General features: G+C 63.5%; 19 protein-coding genes. 3 read left to right on the forward strand and 16 right to left on the reverse strand.

Annotation, left to right across the window (positions count from 1 at the left end):
• Positions 1 to 71: 71 nt before the first annotated feature.
• Positions 72 to 593, forward strand: coding sequence for a low molecular weight protein-tyrosine-phosphatase (locus ACCAA_RS07555; RefSeq protein WP_186406625.1), 522 nt, complete (start codon positions 72 to 74; stop codon positions 591 to 593).
• A 6-nt stretch (positions 594 to 599) separates the two neighbouring features.
• Here the strand turns inward: ACCAA_RS07555 and ACCAA_RS07560 are convergent, their stop codons facing one another.
• The gene (locus tag ACCAA_RS07560) at positions 600 to 983 is read right to left on the reverse strand and encodes a hypothetical protein (protein WP_186406626.1); all 384 of its coding nucleotides are present in this window, start codon (positions 981 to 983) and stop codon (positions 600 to 602) included.
• Between the two features lie 505 nt (positions 984 to 1,488).
• Positions 1,489 to 2,991, reverse strand: coding sequence for a bifunctional aminoglycoside phosphotransferase/ATP-binding protein (locus ACCAA_RS07565; RefSeq protein ID WP_186406627.1), 1,503 nt, complete (start codon positions 2,989 to 2,991; stop codon positions 1,489 to 1,491).
• Positions 2,992 to 3,231: 240 nt separating this feature from the next.
• Here ACCAA_RS07565 and ACCAA_RS07570 point away from each other — a divergent pair, with 240 nt between their 5' ends.
• Entirely contained in the window at positions 3,232 to 4,896 is a 1,665-nt protein-coding gene (locus ACCAA_RS07570) for a potassium channel family protein (RefSeq protein WP_186406628.1), read from the forward strand.
• Between the two features lie 25 nt (positions 4,897 to 4,921).
• On the opposite strand, the gene ACCAA_RS07575 is transcribed toward ACCAA_RS07570, so the two are convergent.
• Together ACCAA_RS07575 and ACCAA_RS07580 are read right to left on the reverse strand one after the other, a co-directional pair.
• Positions 4,922 to 6,583 carry a hypothetical protein gene (locus tag ACCAA_RS07575; RefSeq protein WP_186406629.1) on the reverse strand — a complete coding sequence of 554 codons (1,662 nt, stop codon included), beginning with the start codon at positions 6,581 to 6,583 and terminating at the stop codon, positions 4,922 to 4,924.
• A 4-nt stretch (positions 6,584 to 6,587) separates the two neighbouring features.
• Positions 6,588 to 7,505: a fructosamine kinase family protein gene (locus ACCAA_RS07580; RefSeq protein ID WP_245754485.1), complete on the reverse strand. Its 918-nt coding sequence runs from the start codon at positions 7,503 to 7,505 to the stop codon at positions 6,588 to 6,590.
• A gap of 201 nt (positions 7,506 to 7,706) precedes the next feature.
• Between ACCAA_RS07580 and ACCAA_RS07585 the strand changes: the two genes are divergently transcribed.
• Positions 7,707 to 8,036, forward strand: a complete 330-nt coding sequence (locus ACCAA_RS07585; RefSeq protein ID WP_245754486.1) for a hypothetical protein — start codon at positions 7,707 to 7,709, stop codon at positions 8,034 to 8,036.
• Here the strand turns inward: ACCAA_RS07585 and ACCAA_RS07590 are convergent.
• From ACCAA_RS07590 to prsT, 12 genes are all read right to left on the reverse strand, one after another.
• A complete protein-coding gene (locus ACCAA_RS07590; RefSeq protein WP_186406630.1) occupies positions 7,975 to 9,456 on the reverse strand; it encodes a diguanylate cyclase in 1,482 nt (493 codons plus the stop codon). The genes ACCAA_RS07585 and ACCAA_RS07590 overlap by 62 nt on opposite strands.
• A gap of 145 nt (positions 9,457 to 9,601) precedes the next feature.
• Positions 9,602 to 10,054: a molybdopterin synthase catalytic subunit MoaE gene (gene moaE / locus ACCAA_RS07595; RefSeq protein WP_186406631.1), complete on the reverse strand. Its 453-nt coding sequence runs from the start codon at positions 10,052 to 10,054 to the stop codon at positions 9,602 to 9,604.
• A gap of 1 nt (position 10,055) precedes the next feature.
• Entirely contained in the window at positions 10,056 to 10,310 is a 255-nt protein-coding gene (gene moaD / locus ACCAA_RS07600) for a molybdopterin converting factor subunit 1 (RefSeq protein ID WP_186406632.1), read from the reverse strand.
• 17 nt (positions 10,311 to 10,327) lie between these two features.
• Positions 10,328 to 11,533 (reverse strand): molybdopterin molybdotransferase MoeA, encoded by a 1,206-nt coding sequence (locus ACCAA_RS07605; protein ID WP_186406633.1) that lies wholly within the window; start codon positions 11,531 to 11,533, stop codon positions 10,328 to 10,330.
• Positions 11,520 to 12,047: a molybdopterin-guanine dinucleotide biosynthesis protein B gene (gene mobB / locus ACCAA_RS07610; protein WP_186406634.1), complete on the reverse strand. Its 528-nt coding sequence runs from the start codon at positions 12,045 to 12,047 to the stop codon at positions 11,520 to 11,522. Before mobB ends, ACCAA_RS07605 begins: the two co-directional genes overlap by 14 nt.
• Complete coding sequence (locus tag ACCAA_RS07615) at positions 12,044 to 13,378, reverse strand: hypothetical protein (protein ID WP_186406635.1); 1,335 nt, start codon at positions 13,376 to 13,378, stop codon at positions 12,044 to 12,046. Before ACCAA_RS07615 ends, mobB begins: the two co-directional genes overlap by 4 nt.
• A gap of 5 nt (positions 13,379 to 13,383) precedes the next feature.
• The gene (gene yoaA / locus ACCAA_RS07620) at positions 13,384 to 15,321 is read right to left on the reverse strand and encodes a DNA repair helicase YoaA (RefSeq protein WP_186406636.1); all 1,938 of its coding nucleotides are present in this window, start codon (positions 15,319 to 15,321) and stop codon (positions 13,384 to 13,386) included.
• 67 nt (positions 15,322 to 15,388) lie between these two features.
• Complete coding sequence (locus ACCAA_RS07625) at positions 15,389 to 16,252, reverse strand: S1C family serine protease (protein WP_186406637.1); 864 nt, start codon at positions 16,250 to 16,252, stop codon at positions 15,389 to 15,391.
• A 45-nt stretch (positions 16,253 to 16,297) separates the two neighbouring features.
• Positions 16,298 to 17,212 carry a transglycosylase SLT domain-containing protein gene (locus tag ACCAA_RS07630; protein ID WP_186406638.1) on the reverse strand — a complete coding sequence of 305 codons (915 nt, stop codon included), beginning with the start codon at positions 17,210 to 17,212 and terminating at the stop codon, positions 16,298 to 16,300.
• Complete coding sequence (locus tag ACCAA_RS07635; RefSeq protein WP_425394467.1) at positions 17,209 to 18,282, reverse strand: SDR family oxidoreductase; 1,074 nt, start codon at positions 18,280 to 18,282, stop codon at positions 17,209 to 17,211. Before ACCAA_RS07635 ends, ACCAA_RS07630 begins: the two co-directional genes overlap by 4 nt.
• Entirely contained in the window at positions 18,270 to 19,550 is a 1,281-nt protein-coding gene (locus ACCAA_RS07640) for a nucleotide sugar dehydrogenase (RefSeq protein WP_186406639.1), read from the reverse strand. The genes ACCAA_RS07635 and ACCAA_RS07640 overlap by 13 nt, the downstream gene beginning before the upstream one ends.
• Positions 19,551 to 19,606: 56 nt before the next feature.
• Positions 19,607 to 22,396, reverse strand: coding sequence for an XrtA/PEP-CTERM system TPR-repeat protein PrsT (prsT, locus tag ACCAA_RS07645; protein WP_186406640.1), 2,790 nt, complete (start codon positions 22,394 to 22,396; stop codon positions 19,607 to 19,609).
• Between the last annotated feature and the right edge of the window lie 31 nt (positions 22,397 to 22,427).

The raw sequence follows: 22,427 nt of genomic DNA on the forward strand, positions 1-22,427 counted from the left end.
TGCTGATGTTTCTACTTAAACCGGCTCTCTGCCGAACCGATCAGCGCTACGGCGCCGTTTTGGGCTAGGATATGTCTTTGACGAACAGGCCAGCCGTGGTACCCCGATATCGAATTCTCTTTGTCTGCATGGGTAACATCTGTCGCTCGCCGATGGCTGAAGCGGTTACCCGTGCCATGGCTCAACGAGAAGGCCTGGCGACGATGCTCGAGCTGGACTCGGCGGGAACGCACGGCCATTACCACGCCGGTGAGGCGCCGGACGCACGGGCGCGGCGGATAGCGGCAACACGGGGATACGACCTGTCACGACTTCGCGCGAGGTCGGTCGTCGCTGCAGACTTCGAACGTTTCGACCGTATCCTGGCCATGGATGAGGAGAATCTGTCCGGACTGCAGCGCATCTGCCCGGAGGCAAGCCGCTTCAAGCTTGGACTGTTTCTCGATTACGCCGATGGCGCAGGGATAGCCGAGGTTCCCGATCCTTACTACGGCGCTGACGCGGGTTTCGAGCGCGTTCTCGACCTCTGCGAGCAGGCGGCGGAAGGGCTGCTGGCGGCCTACAGGCGCGGGCCGCCGTCCGCGTCCGCATAAGCGGAGTCAGTGTTCAGTCAGTGCGTGCGGCTGGCTTGCCTTGGCTGCCTCGTCACCAGGGCGCGAGACGTGTTCCGTCAGCTGGCTTTCCATGGGGTTGAAAGCAGCGCTCGCTGCTGCGTGGCCGGCGCGTGCCAGACGTCTGAGCAGACGCTGCTGGGCGAAGGTCTCTGACGGATCAGGTTTTCCCAACAGGTATTCGGAGCCGTGTTTGGTTGTCACCACCATCGCGTCAGACTGAAAACTGTAGCTGGTGATCGGTGACGTTCTGATGTGTGAAGACGAGGGGAAGCGCGGATTACTGCCGTACACCCGCCCCTCGATACAGACCAGAGTCGCGCCGTCACGCGTGAGCAACTCTAGTGCTTTCCAGTTATTGAGAATATTCATGGTGCTTCCTCACTCTGAGCGCGGCGTGAAGTGCCGAAGCAAGCGCCAATTCTAGCCCACAACAGAATCGAGTGCAGTCTTTCCGGCGTGGCGCCGATACCTTGGACCTGGTTGCGCAGGCGCGTATCCGATAGGGTAATGATCATTTTTCGCTTAACCGGGATGGCCGGTTCAAAAGCACGCTGGAGGAGATTGACTCTCCGCCGCTAAACTTGCCCGAGGGACTGACGACCCGCATTGTGTCCCTTAGACCCCCGATGACCGATCTGTCGCCGAATGTCTCTCGATACAGAGTGACCATTGGGCACCGAACAGATGCCGGTGGTTCCTAAGCAAGAACCTTGCCAGGCACTTCTTCAAGCTAGTTATTTAGTTAAAACAATCTATTATCGAGTTCTGTAAAGGCTATGCCGAAGTCATGTGTAAAATATTCCGACACTCTCGGCTGTTTGGCGAACAGCGCACCGTCGGGCGGGTGCTGAGAAATGTGGCCAGGAAACACGTTCTACAGAAGGCAGTTTCTTTCGTCAGAGCCCAGCGTTTCGACGCCGGCCAGTTGCCGTTCGAGTATCGCCAAGGTAGCTTCGGAGGCGTCGTGACCTTTTGCCAGCCGGGCGCGGACGCGGAACCGCAACTGCTCCGGGGTCGCCTGTGGTGCGACGATGAAGAAGGCAACTCCGGCGTGCGCCGCGAGCGCCCGAAAGGCGTCTCGGCGCGATCTTTCTAGGAAGGCAGCGTCGACGATCACCGACCAGCCGGCAGCCAGCAAGTTCGCGGTGAGTTCGGACAGCCGTTGGTAAGTCATTTCGCTGGCGTCCTGCGTGTAGATGCCGCCGCCAGCCGGCGAGCCGCTGTTGGCCGCCGGCGCGACGCCAAACAGGCGCTTACGTTCGACATCCGAGCGCAGGCGCAGCGTGCTTGCCTGCGGGTCGCCAAGCAACAGCCGTCTCGACGCTCGGCTCTTGCCGCAGCCGGCAACCCCGTGGGTGATGATCAGCCGCGGTCGCGCTGGTTCAGCCAGGCGCTCGGCGAGTGCGAGGTAGGCGTACGCCCGGCCAGGGTCGCCGTTGGCCTGCGCGGCACGGATTGCCGTGACCTTGGCCCGGACCAGCGCACGATAGACGGCATAGAAGCGCAGCACGGGAACCGCGTCATAGTCGCCGCTGCCACTGAGCCACTCGTTCACCAGCCAACCGGCCAGGCCAGGCTGGCGCTGGTCGAGCAGGTCGATGTAGGTGAAAGCGATCTCGCTGGCGACGTCGATCCAGCGCAGGTCTTCACTGAACTCGATGCAGTCGAACATGCGCACGCGCTCGTCGATCAGTACCAGGTTGCCGAGGTGCAGATCGCCGTGACACTCGCGGACACTGCCGGCAGCCTTGCGGGCCGCAAAGCGCGCGGCCTGACGGTCAAATTCGCAGTTCGTCCATTCGGCCAGACGTGCCAGTCGGCTCTGCTCGTCATGCCTGGGCAGCAGCGCTTGCAGTTCCGCGAAATTTTCGCTCGCCTGCGCAAGTACTCGCTTGGGTTGACCGAAAGGCGTTGCCAGCGGCGCCGTCGCCGCGCACTCATGAAACGTGGTGATCACGGTGGCGAGGTTGGCAACGTGGTGCGGCCGCAGTTGCCCGCGCGCGCAGAGATGGTCCAGCCGGCCGGCTTCGGCGAAGCGGCGCATCCGCAGCGCGTACTCGATGATCGGTCCGGTGCCGCCGATCTGCGGGTCTTCCGGGGGGCCGGCGATAGGCACGACGTTCAGATAGAGGTCGGCGGCAAAGCGGCGGTTGAGGCGCAGCTCGGCTTCGCAACAGACGCGCCGCTTGTCGAGCGTGCCGTAGTCGAGAAAGGGTAGCGTCACGGCTTTTTTGATCTTGTAGACGAAATCGCCAGCCAGCAGCAGCCACGAGGCGTGCGTCTCGACCAGTTCCACCCTCGCCACCGGTGTCGTTGGGTTGGCATAGCGTGCTGGTTCGAGCAGGGCTTTGATCAGCGGTGGCAAGGCTTTGCGCATCCAGCAATCCTTCGTGATGCGTCGCGGCAAGGCCTTGCGCAAATCTTCGAGCGGCGCAGCCGATGGCCCAGGTGTTCAGGCTGGCCAGAGCCTGGTCGACGCTGAGGACATGAATACGCAAGGGATGGGACTCCTGAGCAATAATCTACACCCTTGGCGGCAGCATTGCCACAAAACGGTCATGACTTGATAATGAAAGGCTATCGGGCGTATGGCCGCCCGCCAATTGGGTTTCCAGCAATGCGAAAAGTGAATCAGGGCTTGCAGCGATCGACGTGGCGTCTGATTAGCCTTTTCTTCAGCATGCCGACCGCGGTCGTCGTCTTTGGCACCATCTTCATGTTCGCCTCGGAGTATCTCGAGGGGAAACCGATGGGTTTCTGGTCCAGTCTCGAATGGGCCTCCGAGACACTGACCACCACCGGCTATGGCGCCTACGCGCCGTGGAACCATCCGGTGATGATCGTCTTCGTGATCCTCACGCAGTTCGTCGGCATGTTCTTCCTGGTGCTGATCTTTCCCTTCTATGTCATGCCGTACATCGAGGAGCGTTTCGAAGTACGTCTCGCGCATGTGCTGCCGGAGATGAGCGGCCGCGTGCTGTTCTACCGCTATGGTCCGGCGATCGAATCGCTCCTCGATGAATTTCAACGCACCGCCACCGCCTTCGTTGTTCTCGAGGAAGACGTGGAACTGGCCCGCAACCTGCGTAATCGGGGCTACGAAGTGGTCCTGGGCAAGCTTGACGAAGAGCCGGACGCGCTGTCTGGCGTTGAAGACGCACGTGCCGTGGTAGCCAACGCCGATGACCACGCCAATGCTATCTGCATCCTGATCGCCCGCGAGCAGGGCTTCAAGGGGCCGATCTATGCGCTGGCCGACGATCCCCTGTACCGGCCACCGATGCTTCAGGTCGGGGCCAGCGAGGTGTTTACCCCGTCGCACGTGCTCGCTGCGGCGCTGGCCGCGCGCGCCAGCATTCGCCTCAGCCCGCCGGCCGAGGGAATGCACCTGCTTGGCAGCCAGGTCGGGCTGGCCGAATTCCGGGTGCGCGCGAACAGTCCGCTGGCCGGAAAACGGCTCGGTGACCTGCAGTTGCGCGTGCGTCATGGCGTCACCGTTATTGGCCAGTGGACCTGCGGTGCCTTCAGGGCTGTCGAGGGGCCCGATACGCGCATCGAGGCCGGCGCGATTCTGGTCATCGTCGGCGCGCAAGCCAATCTGGCCAAGGTTGAACGCCTGGCTATCCCGATTCGCCGCAGCGGGCCGATCGTTCTCGCCGGCTACGGAGCTGTCGGCAGAAAATTTGTCGAAATGCTCAACGATGCCGGGGACACGACGATCGTCATCGACCAGCAAGCGATCCCCGGTGTCGACGTGGTCGGCAACGTGCTCGAATACGCGACCATGGAACGTGCCGGCGTGCGCGCGGCGAGCGCCGTCGTGCTGGTGTTGAACAACGACAGCGAAGGAGTGTTCGCCACCGCCGTGGTCCGCGACCATGCGCCAGAGGTGCCGCTGATCGTGCGCGCCAATCGGGTCCAGAACATCCCACGCCTTTACCAGGCCGGCGCTGATTTCGCCCTCTCGGTGGGGCAGGTCGCTGGCCAGATCCTGGCCTACCATTTGCGTGGCGAACAGGCGATCGCCGTCGAGCAGCGCCTCAAGTTCATTCGGGTCGCCGCCGGCAAGCTGGCCGGTGGCCACCCGTGGCGCGATCAGGTGCGCGAGCGAACCGGGGCAGCCGTGGTCGCGGTCGAGCGCGGCGACCGGGTCATCGTCGAGTTCGAGGACGATTTCATGATTCATCCCGACGACACGCTGTTCGTCTGCGGAACGTTGGCCAGCCTGGAGAGCTACTTGCGCGAGTTCGAGACGGCGCTGGCCGACACGCCGCGCGCGTGAAAGATCTGCGGCACGCGCAGCGCCATCAACCGCTGTTCGGTGGACGCTTGTTTCGCCAGGCGCCGACCAGTGCCGAGAGTTTGTCGCGCTGCGACAGGCGTTCGTCGGAAAGGGCCTCAAGGAAGTCCGATAGCCGCTTCGATTTGACGATGGCGACTCCGGTGAGCAGTGCCGAAAGGATCAACACCACCATGAAGAAGACGATCCTGTTCACCAGGGGATCTTCTGCAGCAGCGATCAGATTGATGCCGAGAAAGCCCGTGCTGACCGTCGCGATCAGTCCGGCGGTGGTGACCACCGTCAGCCGGACGACCGTGTTTGCCTGTCGGCGCAGGCTGTCGCTGTCGAGGTACTGGCTCATGTCCTGGATCTCCTCGCGCAACTCGGTGTACAGACGCTCGGTGCCCAGGTGCTCCCGGGTGATTGCGAACAGCGCCCTGGCCTGGGCCTGATCGGAGACCTCGTAGAACCAGTAGCGATGCGTGAAGCGCAGGAAGACCTCGAGGATCTCGCGAATGGCGCGCTTGAAATTCTTGACCGATTCGGCGTTGCCGATTTCCAGACGATTGAGCGCCGTGACCAGACGATCGGAGAGCATCAAGAGCGCCGCCTTGTGGAAGTGAGGGATCAGCGCGAGCAGGAAGAACTGGTGCCGAAACTGGCCGAGCAGACCGTTCTCCAGCCCCGTGAAATAGGGTTCCTGGGCGCTGCCGACCATAATGCAGGCATGGCCGCAGGAGAGCAGGCGGGTGCCCGGCTGGTCGGTTTGCGGATGCCAGTAGCGATCGTAGCAGTGGCGCGCTTCGAAGCCTTCGAGGTGCTGGTCGGAAAAGGGCAGCGAGCCTTTTTTTCCCGCCCCGCTGACCAGCACCAGGCGGGCAAAGTCGCCTCGGCTCACGGTCCGCGGATCATCCATCGCCAGGTAAGCGAGTAGCGGCATGCGGTGATACTCGATCTGCCGGTAGCGGACCAGGCCATCCTCGTCGGAGTGGTGAAGAACCAGCGGCCGCAGCAGGAACTCCCAGTGCGACGAGATGCACGGCGAGCGAAAGCGGCCGACGAAAGAGAGGTACTTGCTGCGCTTCTCATAGTCGGAATGGGCCAGTACCCGGCCGTCGGGTGCCATCCACTCGGCACGTGTGAGGCAGTGGCCGCCGCTGCCATCCTCGTCCCAGTAGGGCGGATAAGCACGACCAAAACGATACAGTGTTTCCTGAACCTGCCGCAGGTCGAGGTCGTCGGCGGCGATCTCGACGACCAGGATGACGACGTCGATGTCGTAGAAGAAATACAAATCCAGGTGGACGATGTCGAAGCTGATCGGTTGATTGTTTTCCTTGAAGGTCATGCGCACCTGCGCCATGTCCTGGCGCCGGAAGATGCGGATCGGCGAATCGCCATAGCGCGCCTTGCCCTCATGGCTGGCGCCCTCGCCGTAGAGAAAGCGCTGGACGTGCGGCAGGAAGGTGACGAATTCGCTGTAATGGCGCTCGTGGAATTGCTCGGGGTCGCCGCAGAATTCGTCGGCCAGTTCCCGCCACGGGTTGTCGGCGGTCGGCTGTTCGAGCAATTGGTAGTGATTCTCGAAGGGGCTGCCTTCGAGCAACGGCATCAACTGCAGCGGCCACATCAGGATCTGACGAAAATGCTTGACCGGCTGGTCTGCTGCGCTTATTTCCAGGTCCATGGTTTCAGCCTCCGATCTCGGCCAGCAGCCTGAGGATCATGCGCTCGGCCTGGTGCAGGTAGCTGCGGCCGAACAGGTTCAGGTGATTGAGCACATGATAGAGGTTATAGAGCGTCTTGCGTTGCTCGAAACCGTCGCTCAGTGGCCAGGCTTCGCGGTAGGCGGCGTAAAAACGGTCGGGAAAGCCGCCGAACAACTCGGTCATTGCCAGGTCGGCCTCGCGGTCGCCAAAATAGACCGCCGGGTCGAAAAGGACCAGCGTGCCCGCCTCGTCGGTAGCTGCGTTGCCCGACCACAGGTCGCCATGCAGCAGGCTCGGCTGTGGCGAATGGTCAACGAACAGCGCCGCCAGTTGCTCGCTCAGGCGCTCGCCGCTGGCGATCAAGTTGCCGTGGTAGCCGTGCTGCTTTGCCAGCTCGAGTTGTGGCCGCAAGCGCCGGCGCGCGAAGAAGAACGGCCAGGTCCGGTGCTCGGCATTGTCCTGCGGCGTACAGCCGATGAAGTTGTCGCGATGCCAGCCGTATTGCGCTCCCTCGATGCGGTGCAGGGCAGCCAGCGCATGCCCGGCGGCGGCGGCGGGAGTGCGTTCGCGAAGGGCTTGCAGGTGCAGGAATTCGAGCATCAGGTAGGCCGTACCGCCGCTGACGCCGTGCCCGACGACGCGCGGCACGCGCACCGCGGGACACGCCGCCAGAGCGCTCAACCCATCGGCCTCGGCGGCGAACATGTCTGCCAGGCCGGTGTCGTTGAGCTTGACGAACCAGCGCCGGCCGCCGCTCTCGATGCGCATGGCGCGCGAAATCGAACCGCCTGCTACCTCGGTGGCAGCGTCGATGTCCTGCGGCGACCCCCCCTCGCTGCCGATCAGCGCGCCGAGCGCCGTGCGCAGCGCGGCGTCCATCGAGTGAGCGCTTGCCAGCATGGCCATCCTTTCCTATTCTGTCGAAGGTCAGCGCCAGGCGCTGCCGGCCGGGTTTACTCGTGGCAGCGAATGTGTTGTGATGCCGCAGGTTCGCGAAGAGGGCTACGGCCCGCTGCCAACCCTTCCGCCGCAGTTTCGTTTTTCTCGAACTTCCTCGTTCCTGCGTCCTTCCTGTCCATGTCAGTATTGGAGCCAATCATCATGAAAACCCGCTTGCTCGTTGTTTCCGCCTTGCTCGCCATCGCCGTCTCAGCCTGTGGTCAAAAGGAAGATGCCGTTAAGGCCGAAGCGGCCAGGATCGCCAAGGAGTCGGCGCAAAAAGCCGAGGACGCTGCCAAGAAAGCCGGCGCAGCCGTCGGCGCTGCAGCCGAAGCGACCAAGGAGGCGGTCAAGGATGCCGGCGCTGAAGCCAGGGAAAAGACCAAAGAGGCGGTCGACGCAACCAGGGAAGCGGGCAGGGAGATGGTCGTCAAGGCAGCCGATGCGACCAAGGAGGCTGCCGAGAGGACGAAGCAGGCTGTATCGAAGTAACCTCCGGCCGATCCGCCCGCAGGTAGGGGAAAAACTGGCGGTCCGCGCCGAGCATGTGTTTTGTGATCACCTCATAGGCGAGAAACTGGAACATATCGCCGAGGCCCTGTTTGCCGGCGCGGTACTCGTCGACCAGCTTGGCGGCCTTGGCGACCAGTTCGCGATGGAGCACGATATGCTCGGTAGCGCCCGGGAAACCCGCGGCGACGATCACCTTCTCCTCATCCCCGAAGTGCTGTAGTACATCGGCAATCAGGCTGTCGACCTGCGCGTCCACGCCGTCTGCCGAGTGCCCGGAGAGGATTGCCGAAAGCAGTCCGTTGGCGTTGGCAAAGAGCAGTCGGTGACCCCGGTCGACGACTTCATCGCCACAGTCGTACGCCGAGCGCCAGACCAGGTGCACGAAATTGGCGGCGACTGGCGCTTGAGCGTCGTCAGCGGTGGTCGCCGCGGGTGCGAGTTGGACCTGGTTCCGGCCACTGCCTTTGGCTTGGTAGAGCGCTTCGTCGGCACGCGCGAACCAATCTTCCCAGCTTTCTCCAAGGCTGCATTCGGCGACCCCGATACTGACCGTCACCTGCCCCACTACCGGAAAAATTGCACCGGCGACCTGTTCGCGCAAGCGCTCGGCAAGCTCACCTGCCGGCACGCGTCGGGTGTTCGGGCAGATGACCACGAACTCTTCACCGCCCCAGCGCGCCAGCGAGTCCGTGCCACGCAGCGTGTCGTGCAGCAGCTTGGTCAGTTCGCGGAGGACCTGATCGCCAGTCGCGTGACCGTGCTGGTCATTGACCACCTTGAAGAAATCGATGTCCACGATGAGCAGGCTCAGAGGGTGCTCATAGCGGTTCAGACGATCCATCTCGGTGCGCACCGACTCCTCGAGCCGCCGTCGGTTCCAGGCGCCGGTGAGTTTGTCGGTGCTGGCCACCTGCTCGAGTTCGACGACCGTGCGCCGCAACTCCTGGTTAGCCTGTTCAAGGCAAGCGAGCGTTTGCTGCATGGCCGTCGTCGGGTGTGGCTGGGAGACTTGGTGCACGATCGAGGCGATCGACTTCAGCTTGCCGTCGGCTCCGAGGATCGGCAGCTTCAGCCACAGGCAGTGACTGCTGACGCTGTCGACCGGCAGGAGAACTTCTGTGGACGCAACCGGCGCACCGTCGACCAGGGCCTGGTCGCAACGGGCGAGTTGTTCCCGCAAATGCGCCGGCAGAAGGTCGCTCTCGGACCTGCCGTCAACGCGCCCAGATCCCTGGCACAGCAGCCGATCCAGCATTCTGTTGGCCAGTCGGTAACGGCCATCCAGCCCTTTGACGCCGAAGCCGACGCCACCGCTCTCGGGCATCAATAGCGACAGCAGTCCCGCTACCCGGATGATGCCATCGCTGGCGATGGCCTGGATCAGGTCATTTTCATTCACCACCAGGGTATCCCTTGCGGGTGGGGTGCCGGCGGACGACAGGACATCGCTGCAACTCCATTTCATGTGCTGACCAAAGGGCAATCACTATACGGGTTTTCATTGCCCGTGACCAAGGGGAGCCTGCTCAGGGTAAAACCAGACCTCAAGTCTGCCAGCGTTCTGCCGCCTGCTCGTCGGCCGCGTGCGCTTCGACCCAGCGCGCACCATCGGCGGTGACTTCGCGCTTCCAGAACGGGGCGCGGGTTTTCAGGTAGTCCATGATGAACTGGCAGGCGGCAAAGGCTTCGCCACGATGCGAGCCAGCCACCGCGACGAGCACGATCTGGTCGCCGGGCAGCAGGCGACCGACGCGGTGGATAAGCAGAGCGTCGACGATTGCCCAGCGCTGCCGGGCTTCGGCGACGATCGCCGCGAGCGCTTTTTCGGTCATCCCCGGGTAGTGTTCGAGCGTCATTTCGGACACTCCGGCGCCGTCGTTCATCTCGCGCACGAAGCCGACGAAGGACGCCAGCGCGCCGATCTGCGGATCGTTGCGGTGCAGGGCGGCCAACTCGGTACCGACATCGAAATCTGTTTCCTGGACGCGAACGACCATCTCAACCTCCAGTCACCGGCGGAAAGAATGCCACTTCGTCACCCGGACAGAGCGGCGTGTCGAGCCGTGCCATTTCCTGATTCACGGCGTAGCGCAAGTTCCTGACCGTCGCAAGACTTGGCCACTGGCCACCACGTGCCACCAGAAATTGGATCAGTCCAGCGATATCGAACACACCTGCCGGCAGGTCTAGCTCCTCGCTGCCCTGGCCGATCTGCTCGCGCAAGCCGGCAAAATAGAGAATCTTCAGGCGCATCGACGTACCCCTTCAGCTCAGGCCAGCAAGTCGGAAAAGGGGATGAAACGAAGCTGGTCACCACGCCGGATGGCCTGCTGCGGCGGGTTATCGATCAGTCCGTCTCCCCACACGGCTGAGCTCAATACTCCCGAACCCTGGTTCGGAAAGAGATCCAGACCACCGTCGGCGTTCCTTCTGGCGCGCAGGAATTCGCGCCGCGCATCGGGTCGCAGCCAGTCGAAATCAGCACGCAGGTGGTAGCTCGACGGTGTCACTTGGCGCACATTCTGCATCTTGAGCAGAAAAGGCCGCACCAGCATCAGGAAGGTGACCAGGCTGGACACTGGGTTGCCGGGCAGGCCGATGAAAGGCACATCGCCGCCGGGCCCGGTGACCTGCCCGAAGGCCAGTGGTTTGCCGGGCTTGATGGCGATCCTCCACATTTCGAGCCGACCTTCGGCGTCGACCGCCGCCTTGACGTGATCCTCCTCGCCTACCGAAACACCCCCCGAAGTGAGGATCAGGTCGTTGTCGCGCGCCGCTTCGCGCAAAGCCGCTCGCGTTGCAGCCAGATCGTCGGGCACCTGGCCGTGGTCGCAGCACTCGCAGCCCAGGCCGTCGAGCAGGCCGGTGAGCAGGAAACGATTGGCGTTGTAGATCGCCCCTGGCGACAGCGCTTCGCCAGGCATCCGCAGTTCGTCGCCGGTGAAGAAGACGGCGACGCGCAAGCGGCGAAAGACCGGCAAGGCAGCGATGCCTACCGACGCCGCCAGCGCCGTGTCCTGTGGTCGCAGGCGCTGCCCGGCGGCGAGGATCTCGCTGCCGACGGCAATGTCACTGCCGGTGCGCCGGATGTGGTCGCCGGCTTGCGGCAGGTGGTTGATGACCACCTCGCCGCCGTTGTGGGCGCACAACTCCTGCATGACGACCGCGTTGGCGCCGACCGGTATCGGCGCGCCGGTGAAAATCCGTGCCGCGGTTCCCGGCTGCAGTCGGCTACCGACGCTGCCGGCAGCGATGCGTTGCGAAACCGGCAGACACGTCGCGAGACGCGGGACATCGGCGACGGCGACCGCGTAACCGTCCATCGCCGAGTTGTCGAGCGGTGGGGAGTCGACGGTGGCCTGCTGTGCACAGGCCAGCACTCGCCCGACGGCGGCCAGCGTCGGCAGCGAGGACCATTCGGAAAGCGCGGCAGCGCTGGCCAGCAGGCGTGTCAGCGCGTCGTCAAAGGTCAGCATGTGTCTTTCCCCCAGTTTGCACGGTAGCGAGGATGAAGCGGGCAATCGTCTCGGCGTCGTTCAGATCCAGCCAGGTACGGCCACCGTGCACGGCGGGCAGCGGCGCTTCGTCGGAGGCTACCGCGACGATGTGCGGATGGTCCGGCCACAGCGGCGGCTTGCCGTTGGCCGGCCGATAGACCTCGAGCATCGGGATCGCCTCGTGCTTGAGGCCCTCGACAAGAACCAGGTCGCAGGGCGAGAAGCGCGCGACGTATTCCGCCAGCGACGGCTCGGGCGCGTCATGCAACTCGCTCATCAACACCCAGCGGGCGCTGCTGGCCAGCAGCACCTCGGCAGCTCCCGCCTGGCGGTGGCGAAACGAGTCCTTCCCCGGACGGTCGATGTCGAAGCCGTGGTGCGCGTGCTTGAGCACCGAGACGCGCAGGCCGCTCGCCGTCAGGTACGGCAGCAGGTTCTCAATCAGTGTCGTTTTGCCGGCGCCGGAGTAGCCGGCAATTCCGAACAGTTTCATCGGCAGCTTTCCGCCTGAGCGTCGCAGGACACCGGGAAAACGGCGGCAAAACCGCCCCCCGGGGTCCTGAAGTTGGTCGTTTGTCCACGATACAGGCGCGCCGAAACGAGCTGTACGGCACCCCGATAGACGTAGTTGCGCAGGTCGAGCTTGAAATCCTGTTCGATACCATCGATCAGCAGGCGCCGCTCGGAGGGGGCAACCATCGCTTGCGCGACGTAGCCACCGCGCGATATTTCCGCGAAGACGCGTCGGGTGAGCTTGTCGCCGCGGTAGGTCGCCTTGCTGCCGAAACCCGCCGCCGGCTTGAAGAACCATTGCTTGCGGCTGGCCCAGAAGGCGTGGGCGCTTGCCGGGAGAACTTCCTCGGTACGCGGAATGGTCGCCGCCAACAATTGCCGATCGTCGTCGCCGACACCGATTCCAGCCAGCCACTGGTCATCGCCGAGAGCGACCAGATTGCGCTTGTCGGCGAACAGCGCGTGCGTTTGCGGATGCGGCGTGAGGACCACGGCATCGGCCAGATAGGCGGCGCGCAGTGCCGCGTGCTGTGCTTCCTCGAGGGCAAAGTCGGTCAGCCGGTTGTAGACCAGGTCGACGGGCTGATCGCGACAGCGCAGAACCTGACCGTCAAACGAAAGCTCCGCCGGGTCGGCGACCAGTGCGGCGACGCCATTGGCCGCGAAGATCTGCCGGAAGAGCTCGAATTCCGGCGCCAGGTATTGCTCGGCCGGCGACTCATCGACAATCACGATACGCTTCAGCGACCGGGGAGAGGAGTCACCGCGTGCCAGCCGCCATTCCTCGTCGAACATGGCCATGAATACGGACTCGAGCGAACGGTCGGCCGGCATCATGCGGGCCACCGGTGCGCAGCACGCGCGCTGCGCACGCAACAGGCGCGCATTGAGCAGCGCGCCGCCGGCATTCGAGTTGATCTCGATCAGTTGCGGGCCGTCAGGACCGAGATGGAAGTCATAGCCAAGGAAGACGCCGACGGCGGCAGGCGAATGGTGAGCTATTGGCGGCGCGTGGGCCAGCACTCTTGCGCGGTAAGCCGGCAGGCTGACCACCTTTTCGAGGACGGCGATCGTTTGCGCCATGCGCCACAGATGGGCCTCGCTGACGAAGACCATGCTGTCCGAAAAGAGATGTGGCCGCGTAGCGAGCAGTTCGGCATGCGACAGCGTGCCATTGCCTTCTTCGAGCGACTTCTTGAGCGATCGGTGATCGACCGAGATGCACGCGCAGCCACGATTGAGCAGCTCCGCCGCGGCGCGACAATCCGCTGGCAAGAGGTCGTTGATGGCCGGCAGGAGAATACGTTCCATGCGCTTCAGCCTGCCGGTGCCGCCGAGAAGAAGGCCACCGCCTCGGCGAGTTCGCGGGTTCTCTTCATCGGTGGCAGGCTGCGCCAGATTCGCTTGCCGTAGGGTTTGCCGGTCAGCCGCGGGTCGCAGATCATCAATACGCCGCGGTCTGTTTCGTCGCGGATCAGGCGGCCGGCGCCCTGCTTGACGTTGATCACCGCACGCGGCAACTGGTACTCCATGAAGGCATTGCGGCCGGCGCTCTTCAGTCGCTCGATACGCGCCGACAGCACCGGGTCGTCGGGCGGCGCGAAGGGCAGCTTGTCGATGATCACCAGCGACAGCGCCTTGCCGCGAACATCGACGCCTTCCCAGAAGCTCTGGCTGCCGATCAGGATGGCGTTGCCCAGTCGGCGAAAACGTTCCAGCAGCTCGTTCTTGCTGCGTTCGCCCTGCAGCAACAAAGGCAGCTCGATCCCCGCCTGCGCAAGCTGCTCGGTCAGCAACTCATGCGTCCGGCGCATCGCGCGCAGCGAGGTGCACAGAAAAAAAGCTCTGCCGCCGCTGGCCTGGAGGAGCGGAAATGCCGCTGCGACGACCGCCTCGGCATAGTCCCGGCTGTTCGGGTCGGGCAGATTCTGCGGTGCGTAGAGCAGCGCCTGTCGCGGATAGTCGAACGGGCTCTCCCAGCGCGCCGAGCAGGCGTCGACCAGTCCCATCTCGGCACAGTAGTGGGCAAAATCCTCCTGTACGGCGAGCGTCGCAGAGGTGAAAATCCACGCCCGGGGATGACCACCCATCTGCTTTTGCATGATCTCGGCAATCACCAGTGGCGTCGCGTTGAGCTGCAGTGAGTGGCTGTAGGTCTCTCCCCAGCGGACAAAGTCGGTATTCGTTCCGTCGCGCCAGGATTGCAGGCGGGCGAGCAGCTCGCCGCCTCGCCGCCAGCAGTTTTCGAGTCCTTCACCACGTTGCGCCTGCGTTTCCAGGACCACGGCAAGTGCTTCGAGGGCGCCGACCGCAGCCGCCAGGCCGGTCACGAATCCCGGCCGCGCTTCGAGCTGCTGCAGCGCGTAGCGGGCTGCTTCGACCGGCAGCGTCAGGCGCAGCTCGCGCGCCGCCTTTTCCAGCGCATCGCACGCGATGGGCAGGTCAAGGCAGTCACGCGCCGCCGCCACGCCTTCCAGATGCGCATCATGCGCCAGTTCGAGGAGCTGCGCTGTCGACAGGCTGTCGCCAAAAAACAGGCTGGCGACTTCCGGCAACTGATGCGCTTCGTCAAAGATCACCGTGTTGCAGGCCGGTAGCAGTTCGGCAGTTCCTTCGTCGCGCAGCATCACGTCGGCAAAGAACAGGTGATGGTTGACCACCACCAGGTCGGCCGCCAGAGCGTCGCGGCGGGCCGCCAGGACGAAGCATTCCTTGTGCTGCGGACACTCCTGGCCGAGACAGTTGTCGCGTGTCGAGGTGACCATCGCCCACACGCCGGCGGTCTCGGGCACGTCCGCGCAGTCGGCCTTGTCGCCGGTACGGGTCTTCTTCACGAAGCGCGCGATGCGCTGCGCGTAGGCGGCATCGTCGCGTGACAGAAAGCGACCGTCGGCCAGTGAACGCTCCAGATGGTGATGGCACAGGTAGTTGGCCCGACCCTTGAGCAGGGCCACCTTGATTGGCGACTTCAGTGCCTTGCGGATGGTCGGAATATCCCGCGCGAAGAGCTGATCCTGCAGGTTCCGGGTCCCGGTCGACACGATCACCTTACCGCCCGAAAGCATCGCCGGCACCAGGTAGGCATAGGTCTTGCCGGTACCCGTGCCGGCCTCGGCGACCAGCACACGGTTATCGGCTATCGCCGCGGCGATGTGCTCGGCCATCGCCAGTTGCTGGCTGCGTGGGCGATAGCCGGGAACACCCGCAGCCAGTGGGCCGTCGGCAGAAAAGACTTCGGAAAGCAGGGCGGTCATGGCGTATTTTATGGCAGCAGCACGAATGCTACCAGAAGGCGGCACGACCGGCCGTGTCGCCGGTCGACTATTGCGTCGCCTGGAGCAACAATTCGCGCAGGAAGCGCACGGGAATGGCGAAGCTGATCCCCGATGGCTTGCTCAGCACCGACTCCTTGCTCTCCTTGACGAACACCATGTTGATGATGCCGACTACCTCGCCGTGGTTCAGCTCATAGAGCGGGCCGCCACTGTTGCCGGGATAGGCGGTCGCATCGAGCTGATAGATATCGAAGCTGCCGCTCCTGATTTGCTGGACGACCCTGGCGTTGAGCTGGCGTGCGTTGGCCCCGGGCAGCACAATCGGTGTGATCGACGAGATGATGCCGTGGTGCGTGACCGGCGACAGACCCAGAACGCCGCCGATGGGAAAGCCGGTGAAGGCCACCGATTGTCCCTCACGTACCGGGTCGGAGTCGTGCAGCGTCAGGGCTGGCAAGGGCTGACCCTCGATTTGCAGCAGGGCCAGATCGTGAGCCTTGTCGACGGCGACCGATCGCGCCGTACGGTGCTGTGCGCTCCCCCCCGCCGAGTGAATGACGACCACCAGCGTCTCGCGCGCTGTTGCGTCGAGTGTTTCAGGGAGGACATGGCTATTGGTCGCCACCTGGCGACCGTCGCCGACGACGAAACCGGTACCGCGCATGACGAATTGTGGGCTGCGCGTCAGCTGATAGGTGCCGACGACCACCACCGAGGGTTTTACGCGCTCGATGACCTCGGGCAGGTCTGCCGAGACGGGTCCGGCGAAGAGCAGCAACGCGCTGACCACCGCGGCGGCAAGGAAGCCGTTGACCGCCGGTCGTTCTTCCGCGTCAGGCAGTGGCTCTCGCGAGGCGCACGGGTTCTTGCGTGCAGGATCGGTGACAGCGGGGAACAGCCAGCATCTCATAAGTGATCTCGTGGTAACGGCAGATTGACGCGTGGCATGCGCTCCCTACGACCCCTTGGTCAGCCGGATGCGCGACAACTCTGGGGAAGGCGTCGTCACTCTGGCGTCGTAGGGATGATCGTCGCGCTTGAAGAGTCCGACGATTCGCTTCACGTAGCCACGTGTCTCGGCATAAGGCGGCACGCCGCGGTAACGATTGACCGCCCCTTCGCCGGCGTTGTAAGCCGCCGCTACCAGGCTGACGTCACCTTCGAAATAGGCCAGCAACCAGCGCAGATAGGCGAGACCGCCACGCAGGTTCTGCTCCGGGTCGAAGGGCTTCTTGACGTTGAAGCGGGCCGAGGTATCGGGAATCAGTTGCATCAGGCCCTGCGCGTTCTTGTTCGACAGTGCCGCCGGGTTGAAATTGGACTCGGCCCGGATCACCGCCAATGCCAGGCGAGGACTGACACCGTATTCGGGTGCCAGCAGGTGTACCAGACCGACCACCTGCTTTTGAGCCTCGCTGGTCGGCACGATGACATCCGGACCGTCGTCGACAGGCGCCATTGGCCGCATGCATTCAGGCACCTCCGAGGTCGGCGCGCCAACGAAGCGCTGCATTTTCTGCGACTGCGCGTGCCCCTGTTTCGCTGCCAGGTCGAAAAAGTAGGCGGCCAGCGCGTCGTCACGCCCGATGCCACGGCCATTGGCATACATCCAGCCGAGGCTGAACTGCGCCTCGGCGTCGCCAAGACGGGCGCCATCGCAATAGAGCTTCGCCGCCCGCGCGGGATCCTTGGCGACGCCTTCGCCATGCTCGTGGGCGAGTGCCTCCTTGCGCAGTGCCAGCAGGCGCTCGACATCCGCTTCACGGGGACTCTCGCCGGCCGCGAGGGCCGAGTGCGCTGCGAGGCAAAGCAGTACGTACAGCGCGCTGCGTCGTGCCAACGCCGGCCAGCAGCGTGCCGCGGTTTTCATCGACAGGCCTCGTCGGCGACGGCGAACCGGGAGACATACCACGGCATTGCCGCGGCGATTCCCTCGCTGAGCCGATGGCTGGGAACATAGCCGAGCAAGCGCCCGGCTTTGGCGACATCGGCTTGTGAGTGGCGAACGTCACCGGGCCGGAAATCGCCGTACACCGGTTGCCGCAAACGGACTTCCGGTTGAAAGGCCGATAGCGCGTCACGCAGCATATGGAACAGTCGATTCAAGGACGTTCGACCATCGACGGCGACGTTGTAGACCTGATTCACTGCCGCCGGATCGTCAGTCGTCGCGGCCAGTAGATTCGCCTGCACGGCATTGTCGACGAAGCAGAAATCACGGCTCGTCTCGCCATCGCCGTTGATCAGTACGTTCTCGCCGAGGAGCATGGCGCGAGTCCAGCGGGGAATCACGGCTGCATAAGCACCGTCCGGATCCTGGCGGGCGCCAAAGACGTTGAAATAACGCAGACCGATTGATCCGAAGCCATAGCAGCGGCCAAAGACCTCGGCGTAGAGTTCGTTGACCAGTTTGGTCACCGCGTAGGGCGAAAGCGGTCGCCCAATACGGTCTTCGGTCTTGGGGAGCGCCTCATGATCGCCGTAGGTCGAACTCGATGCCGCATAGACGAAGCGTTTCACGTCGGCGTCGCGGGCCGCCACGAGCATGTTCAGAAACCCGTCCACGTTGGCGGCGTTGGTTGCCACCGGGTTGGCCAATGAGCGCGGTACGGAACCCAGGGCGGCTTGATGGAGCACGAAATCGACCCCGCGGCATGCCTCGCGACACGCGTCGAGATCGCCGATGTCGGCCTCGATGAAACGATGGCGCAGCCACTGCTCCGCGGTCACCAGAGAGCGCACCTCGTCGATATTCCGGCGATGGCCGGTGGCGAAGTTGTCCAGCCCGACCACGGTCTGGTCGAGTCCGAGCAAGGTCTCGACCAGATGCGAACCGATGAAGCCGGCACTGCCGGTGACCAGCCAGCACGCCGGTTGCGCCGCCAGTCGCTTGCCGAGCGCCGCCAGGGCGGGGGCAGTGCTTGAACTCACAGACGCCACACGGTTACCCCCTGCGCAACCAGTTCGGCCTCGTTGAAGATGCTCTTCACGTCGGTCAGTACGCCACCCTTCTGCAGCTTGCCGACGTAGTCAGCCAGCGGCCGCTCCTTGAACTGCCGGTGGCCAACGGCGGCAACGATCGCCGCCGCCTGCGGCAAGTCGTCCCACCCCGTCACCTCGACCCCGTATTCGTGCCGTGCCTCGTTGGCATCGGCGACCGGTTCGTGTACGAATACCCTGGCCCCATAGGATTCCAGTTCCCGGATCACGTCGATGACGCGCGAGTTGCGGAGATCGGGACAGTCCTCCTTGAAAGTCAGGCCAAGCACGATGATCGGTGCATCCCTGACCTGCCAGCCGTTACGAATCATCTGCTTGACCGTCTGCTCGGCGATGAACTTGCCCATCCCGTCGTTGATTCGCCGGCCGGCGTTGATCACCTCGGGATGATAGCCGAGCATCTCCGCCTTGTGCGTCAGGTAATACGGATCGACACCGATGCAGTGGCCACCGACCAGCCCAGGGCGGAAAGGGAGGAAGTTCCATTTGCTGCCGGCGGCTTCGAGGACCTCGATGGTGTCGATGCCGATGCGGTCAAAAATGATCGCCAACTCGTTCATCAAGGCGATATTGAGATCACGCTGGGTATTCTCGATGACCTTGGCGGCCTCGGCCACCTTGATGCTGGACGCCGGATAGACGCCGGCCGTGATCACTTGAGCATAGACCTGGCGGACTCGCTCGAGCGTTTCCGGGCTATCGCCGGAGACTACCTTGACGATCTTGGTCAGCGTCCGCTCCTTGTCGCCGGGGTTGATTCTCTCGGGCGAGTAACCGACAAAGAAGTCCTCCTTCCACTTCATCCCGGAATGCTTCTCGATGATCGGAATGCAGATCTCCTCGGTCGCGCCAGGGTAGACCGTCGACTCGAAAACCACCGTCGCGCCCCGCTTCAGGTTTCTGCCTACCGCTTCCGACGAGCCGATGAGCGGTCCGAAATCCGGTTGATGCGCCTGGTCGACGGGCGTCGGCACGGCAACGATCAGGAAATCCGCTTCCGCCAGAGCGGCCGGATCGGTGCCTACTTCCAGATGAACTGCCGCCGCAAGATCGGCACTGCTCACCTCGCCTGTGGGGTCGACGTGCCGGCGATAATGGGCGACCTTGCTGGCCGACAGATCGAAACCGATCGTCCGGCTTTTCTTGCCGAATTCCACCGCCAGCGGTAAGCCGACGTAGCCCAAGCCAACCACAGCAACTATAGTCATGAACTTTTCATCCTCTCAGTATGGTGCGTTTCCTGCCGCACCCGCTGCCTGCATTCCTACAGACCCTTTTGCAACTGCGCGACTTCTGCCTGTGCCGGGAACTTGTCGCCGAGCTTGGCCAGTTTGTCGAGTTCGTTCCGCGCATCGGTTTTCTGCCCGGCCTTGATCAGGGCTCTGGCGTAGTTGAGACGAATCTGCGACGCATCCGGGGCGATCTCCAGCGCGTTCTTGAGCAGTTCGAGGCCGCGCGCGGTATCGCCCTTTTCGATCAGGAGGAGCGCGAGCGTATCCATCAGGGCCGGTTGATTCGGCGCCAGTCTGTTCGCTTTCTCGGCATATTCAATGGCCTTCGGGTCCTTCATTTGCCCGGCAACCCAGGCCAGGTTGTTGAGCACGGCAGGGTTGTCGGGCTGCCCCTCGAGCAGGGTGCGATACTGCTTGACGGCGCCGGCATAGTCCTTGCGGCCGCTCGCCAGTTCCGCCAGATAGAGGCGGAAACGCGCGTCCTTGGCGTGCTCCTTGAGCCATGTCTCGGCGAACCTGTCAGCCTCGGCCGTGCTGCCACCAGCGATCAGCGCCGCATGCAGCTTGATCGGCAGATCGTTGTTGCCGCCAACGGCCTTGAGCCCGGTGCGATAGGCGCTTACGGCCTCAGGCCAGGCTTTCCGAAAGGCTTGTGCATCGCCTTCGAACAGGTAGCCGACTGCCTCCTTGGGTCGCTGCTTCTGCACCTCACGGGCGACGTCGAGCGCTTCCTTCACCCGACCGGCATCGAGGTCCAGCATGATGACTCCGCGCTGGGCCTCGAGTGAATCCGGCTTGACTTTCAGCGCCTTCTGCAGACTCAGCAGCGCTGCCTCCTTGTTCTTCGCGGCCATCTCGATGTCCGCCATGCGCAGATAGGGCAGGGTCGAATCAGGCTTGAGCGCGGCCAGCTTGCCGTAGGTGGCCAGCGCCTGGTTGGAGTCCCCGGCCGCCTGCTGGGCGCGTCCGGCAGCATCGAGGATCGCCGGTTGTTCCGGGAGCACGGCGACCGCGTCCTGAGCCGCGGAGAGCGCGCTCTTGACCTCCTTCTTACCCAGATACAGGCCGATCAGTGCCAGACGAGGAGCCGGGTCGGTCGGGTTCGCCGTCACTGCCTTGCCGACCAGGGCCGCGACCTCTTCTGTCGTGCCGCCCGCCTTGGCCCGCAATTCCGCCAGCGCGAGGAGCGCAGCCCCGTTCTTTGGATCCTTGACCAGCACGGCCTCGAAACGCTTCCTGGCGTCGTCGGGTTTCCTGGCGATCAGGTCCAGTTTGGCCAGGTTGGCAGCTGCCGGGAAATAAGCTGGGTCCACGGTCAGCGCCTTCTCGAAGCTCTGCCGAGCGCCTGTCACATCCTGTTTGCCGAGCAGTGCTGTACCCCGCAGGTTGTAAGCCAGGGGGTTATCGGGCTGCTTCTTCTCCAGAGCGGCAATCGACTTCAGGGCCTTGTCGAACTCACGGCGTTGCAGGTGGGCTGCGATCAGGGCCAGGTCTGCCCGGTTGCCGGTGTCGGTTGCCGCCACCTGCTCGAGATCGCGGAACGCCACATCCGAATCACCCCCCTGCGCCAGATTAACCATCGCCAGCGACGTGCGCTTGCCGGCGTTCTTCGGGTCGAGGGCAGCCGACTTCGCAAAATACGACCCAGCTTTCTCGACCTGGCCGTTCTGCACGAACACCTGGCCGGCGAGGGCGAGCATGTTTGAATCGTTGTCGATCTTGTCGAGGACCGGTTCCAGAATGGCCAGTGCCTTCCCTGGCTGACCGTTACGCAAGTAGCTGGTAATCAGGAGTCTACGCGCGATACCGAGTTCCGGAGTCCTCGGCAGTGCCTTGATCAGGTAGGCCTCGGCTTGGGGAAAAGCCTTCAGTTCGTACTCGATCATCCCGGCCAATTGCAGACCGAGAGGGCTTTCGGGAGTCAACTTGAGCATCTGCTGGATGGCTTCCCTGGCCGCCGGATAATCCTTTTTCTGAAAAGCCAGCATGGCCCGCAGGTAGTTGGTCTGCGGATTATTGGGCGCCAGTTGCTTCATCACCTCGAGTTGTTTGGCGGCGTCATCGACCTTACCTTCGGCGAGGAGGCTGCGGATGATTGCTGCCTGCGCGGGCAGATAGTCGGGCTTGGCTTCCAGTGCCTTGCCATACGCGGCCATTGCCCCGGCGGCGTTGCCCTGGAAGGCCAACATGTCGCCCTTGAGCTGCCAGGCCTCGTAGAGTTTTGGCGATTTCTCGAGTGCCGCGTCGAGCAGCGCGACGGCGCCTGGCAAGTCCTTCTGGCTGGCTTTCAACCTTGCCTGCCCGAGCAGTGCCGGAGCGTAGGCCGGCTGTGCAGCCAGCGCCGCAGCCAAAGCCGTTTCGGCGAGGTCGTTCTTGCCCTGCATCAGATAGGCTTGAGCCAGTGCGGTCTGCATTTCGGCGCGTGCCTCAGGCGAGCTCAGTTCGACTTTGGCCAGTTCCTTGGTCACCTTGTCGGGTTGCCCCAGCAGCAGCAGGGTACGGGCCAGCAAGGGAGTCACCTGGTCGGCCGGGTATTTCAGGCCCGCAGCCTTGCGTAGCTCGACTTCAGCGCCCGTTGGATCGCCCGCTTCGAGCAGGGCCTTGCCGAGCAGGAAGCGCGCCTCGGCCAGGTCAGGATTCTTCTGCAAGGCATTCTTGAGCTGGATGGTGGCCGCCTTGGGGTCGTTCTTGGCCAGATACCCCTTGGCCGATTCGAGCATGGCTTCGGGTTTCTCTCCTCCACAGCCCACCAACAGAAGAGTCGCCAGCAGTGTGGAGACGGTCGCGTGGCGCAGCAGACGCATAGAGTTACGAGTATTCATGGGTACCCCAGTGGATAAAGATGTCAGGAAA

Origin of the sequence: Candidatus Accumulibacter aalborgensis (genome assembly GCF_900089955.1) — a bacterium.
Taxonomy (GTDB): domain Bacteria; phylum Pseudomonadota; class Gammaproteobacteria; order Burkholderiales; family Rhodocyclaceae; genus Accumulibacter; species Accumulibacter aalborgensis.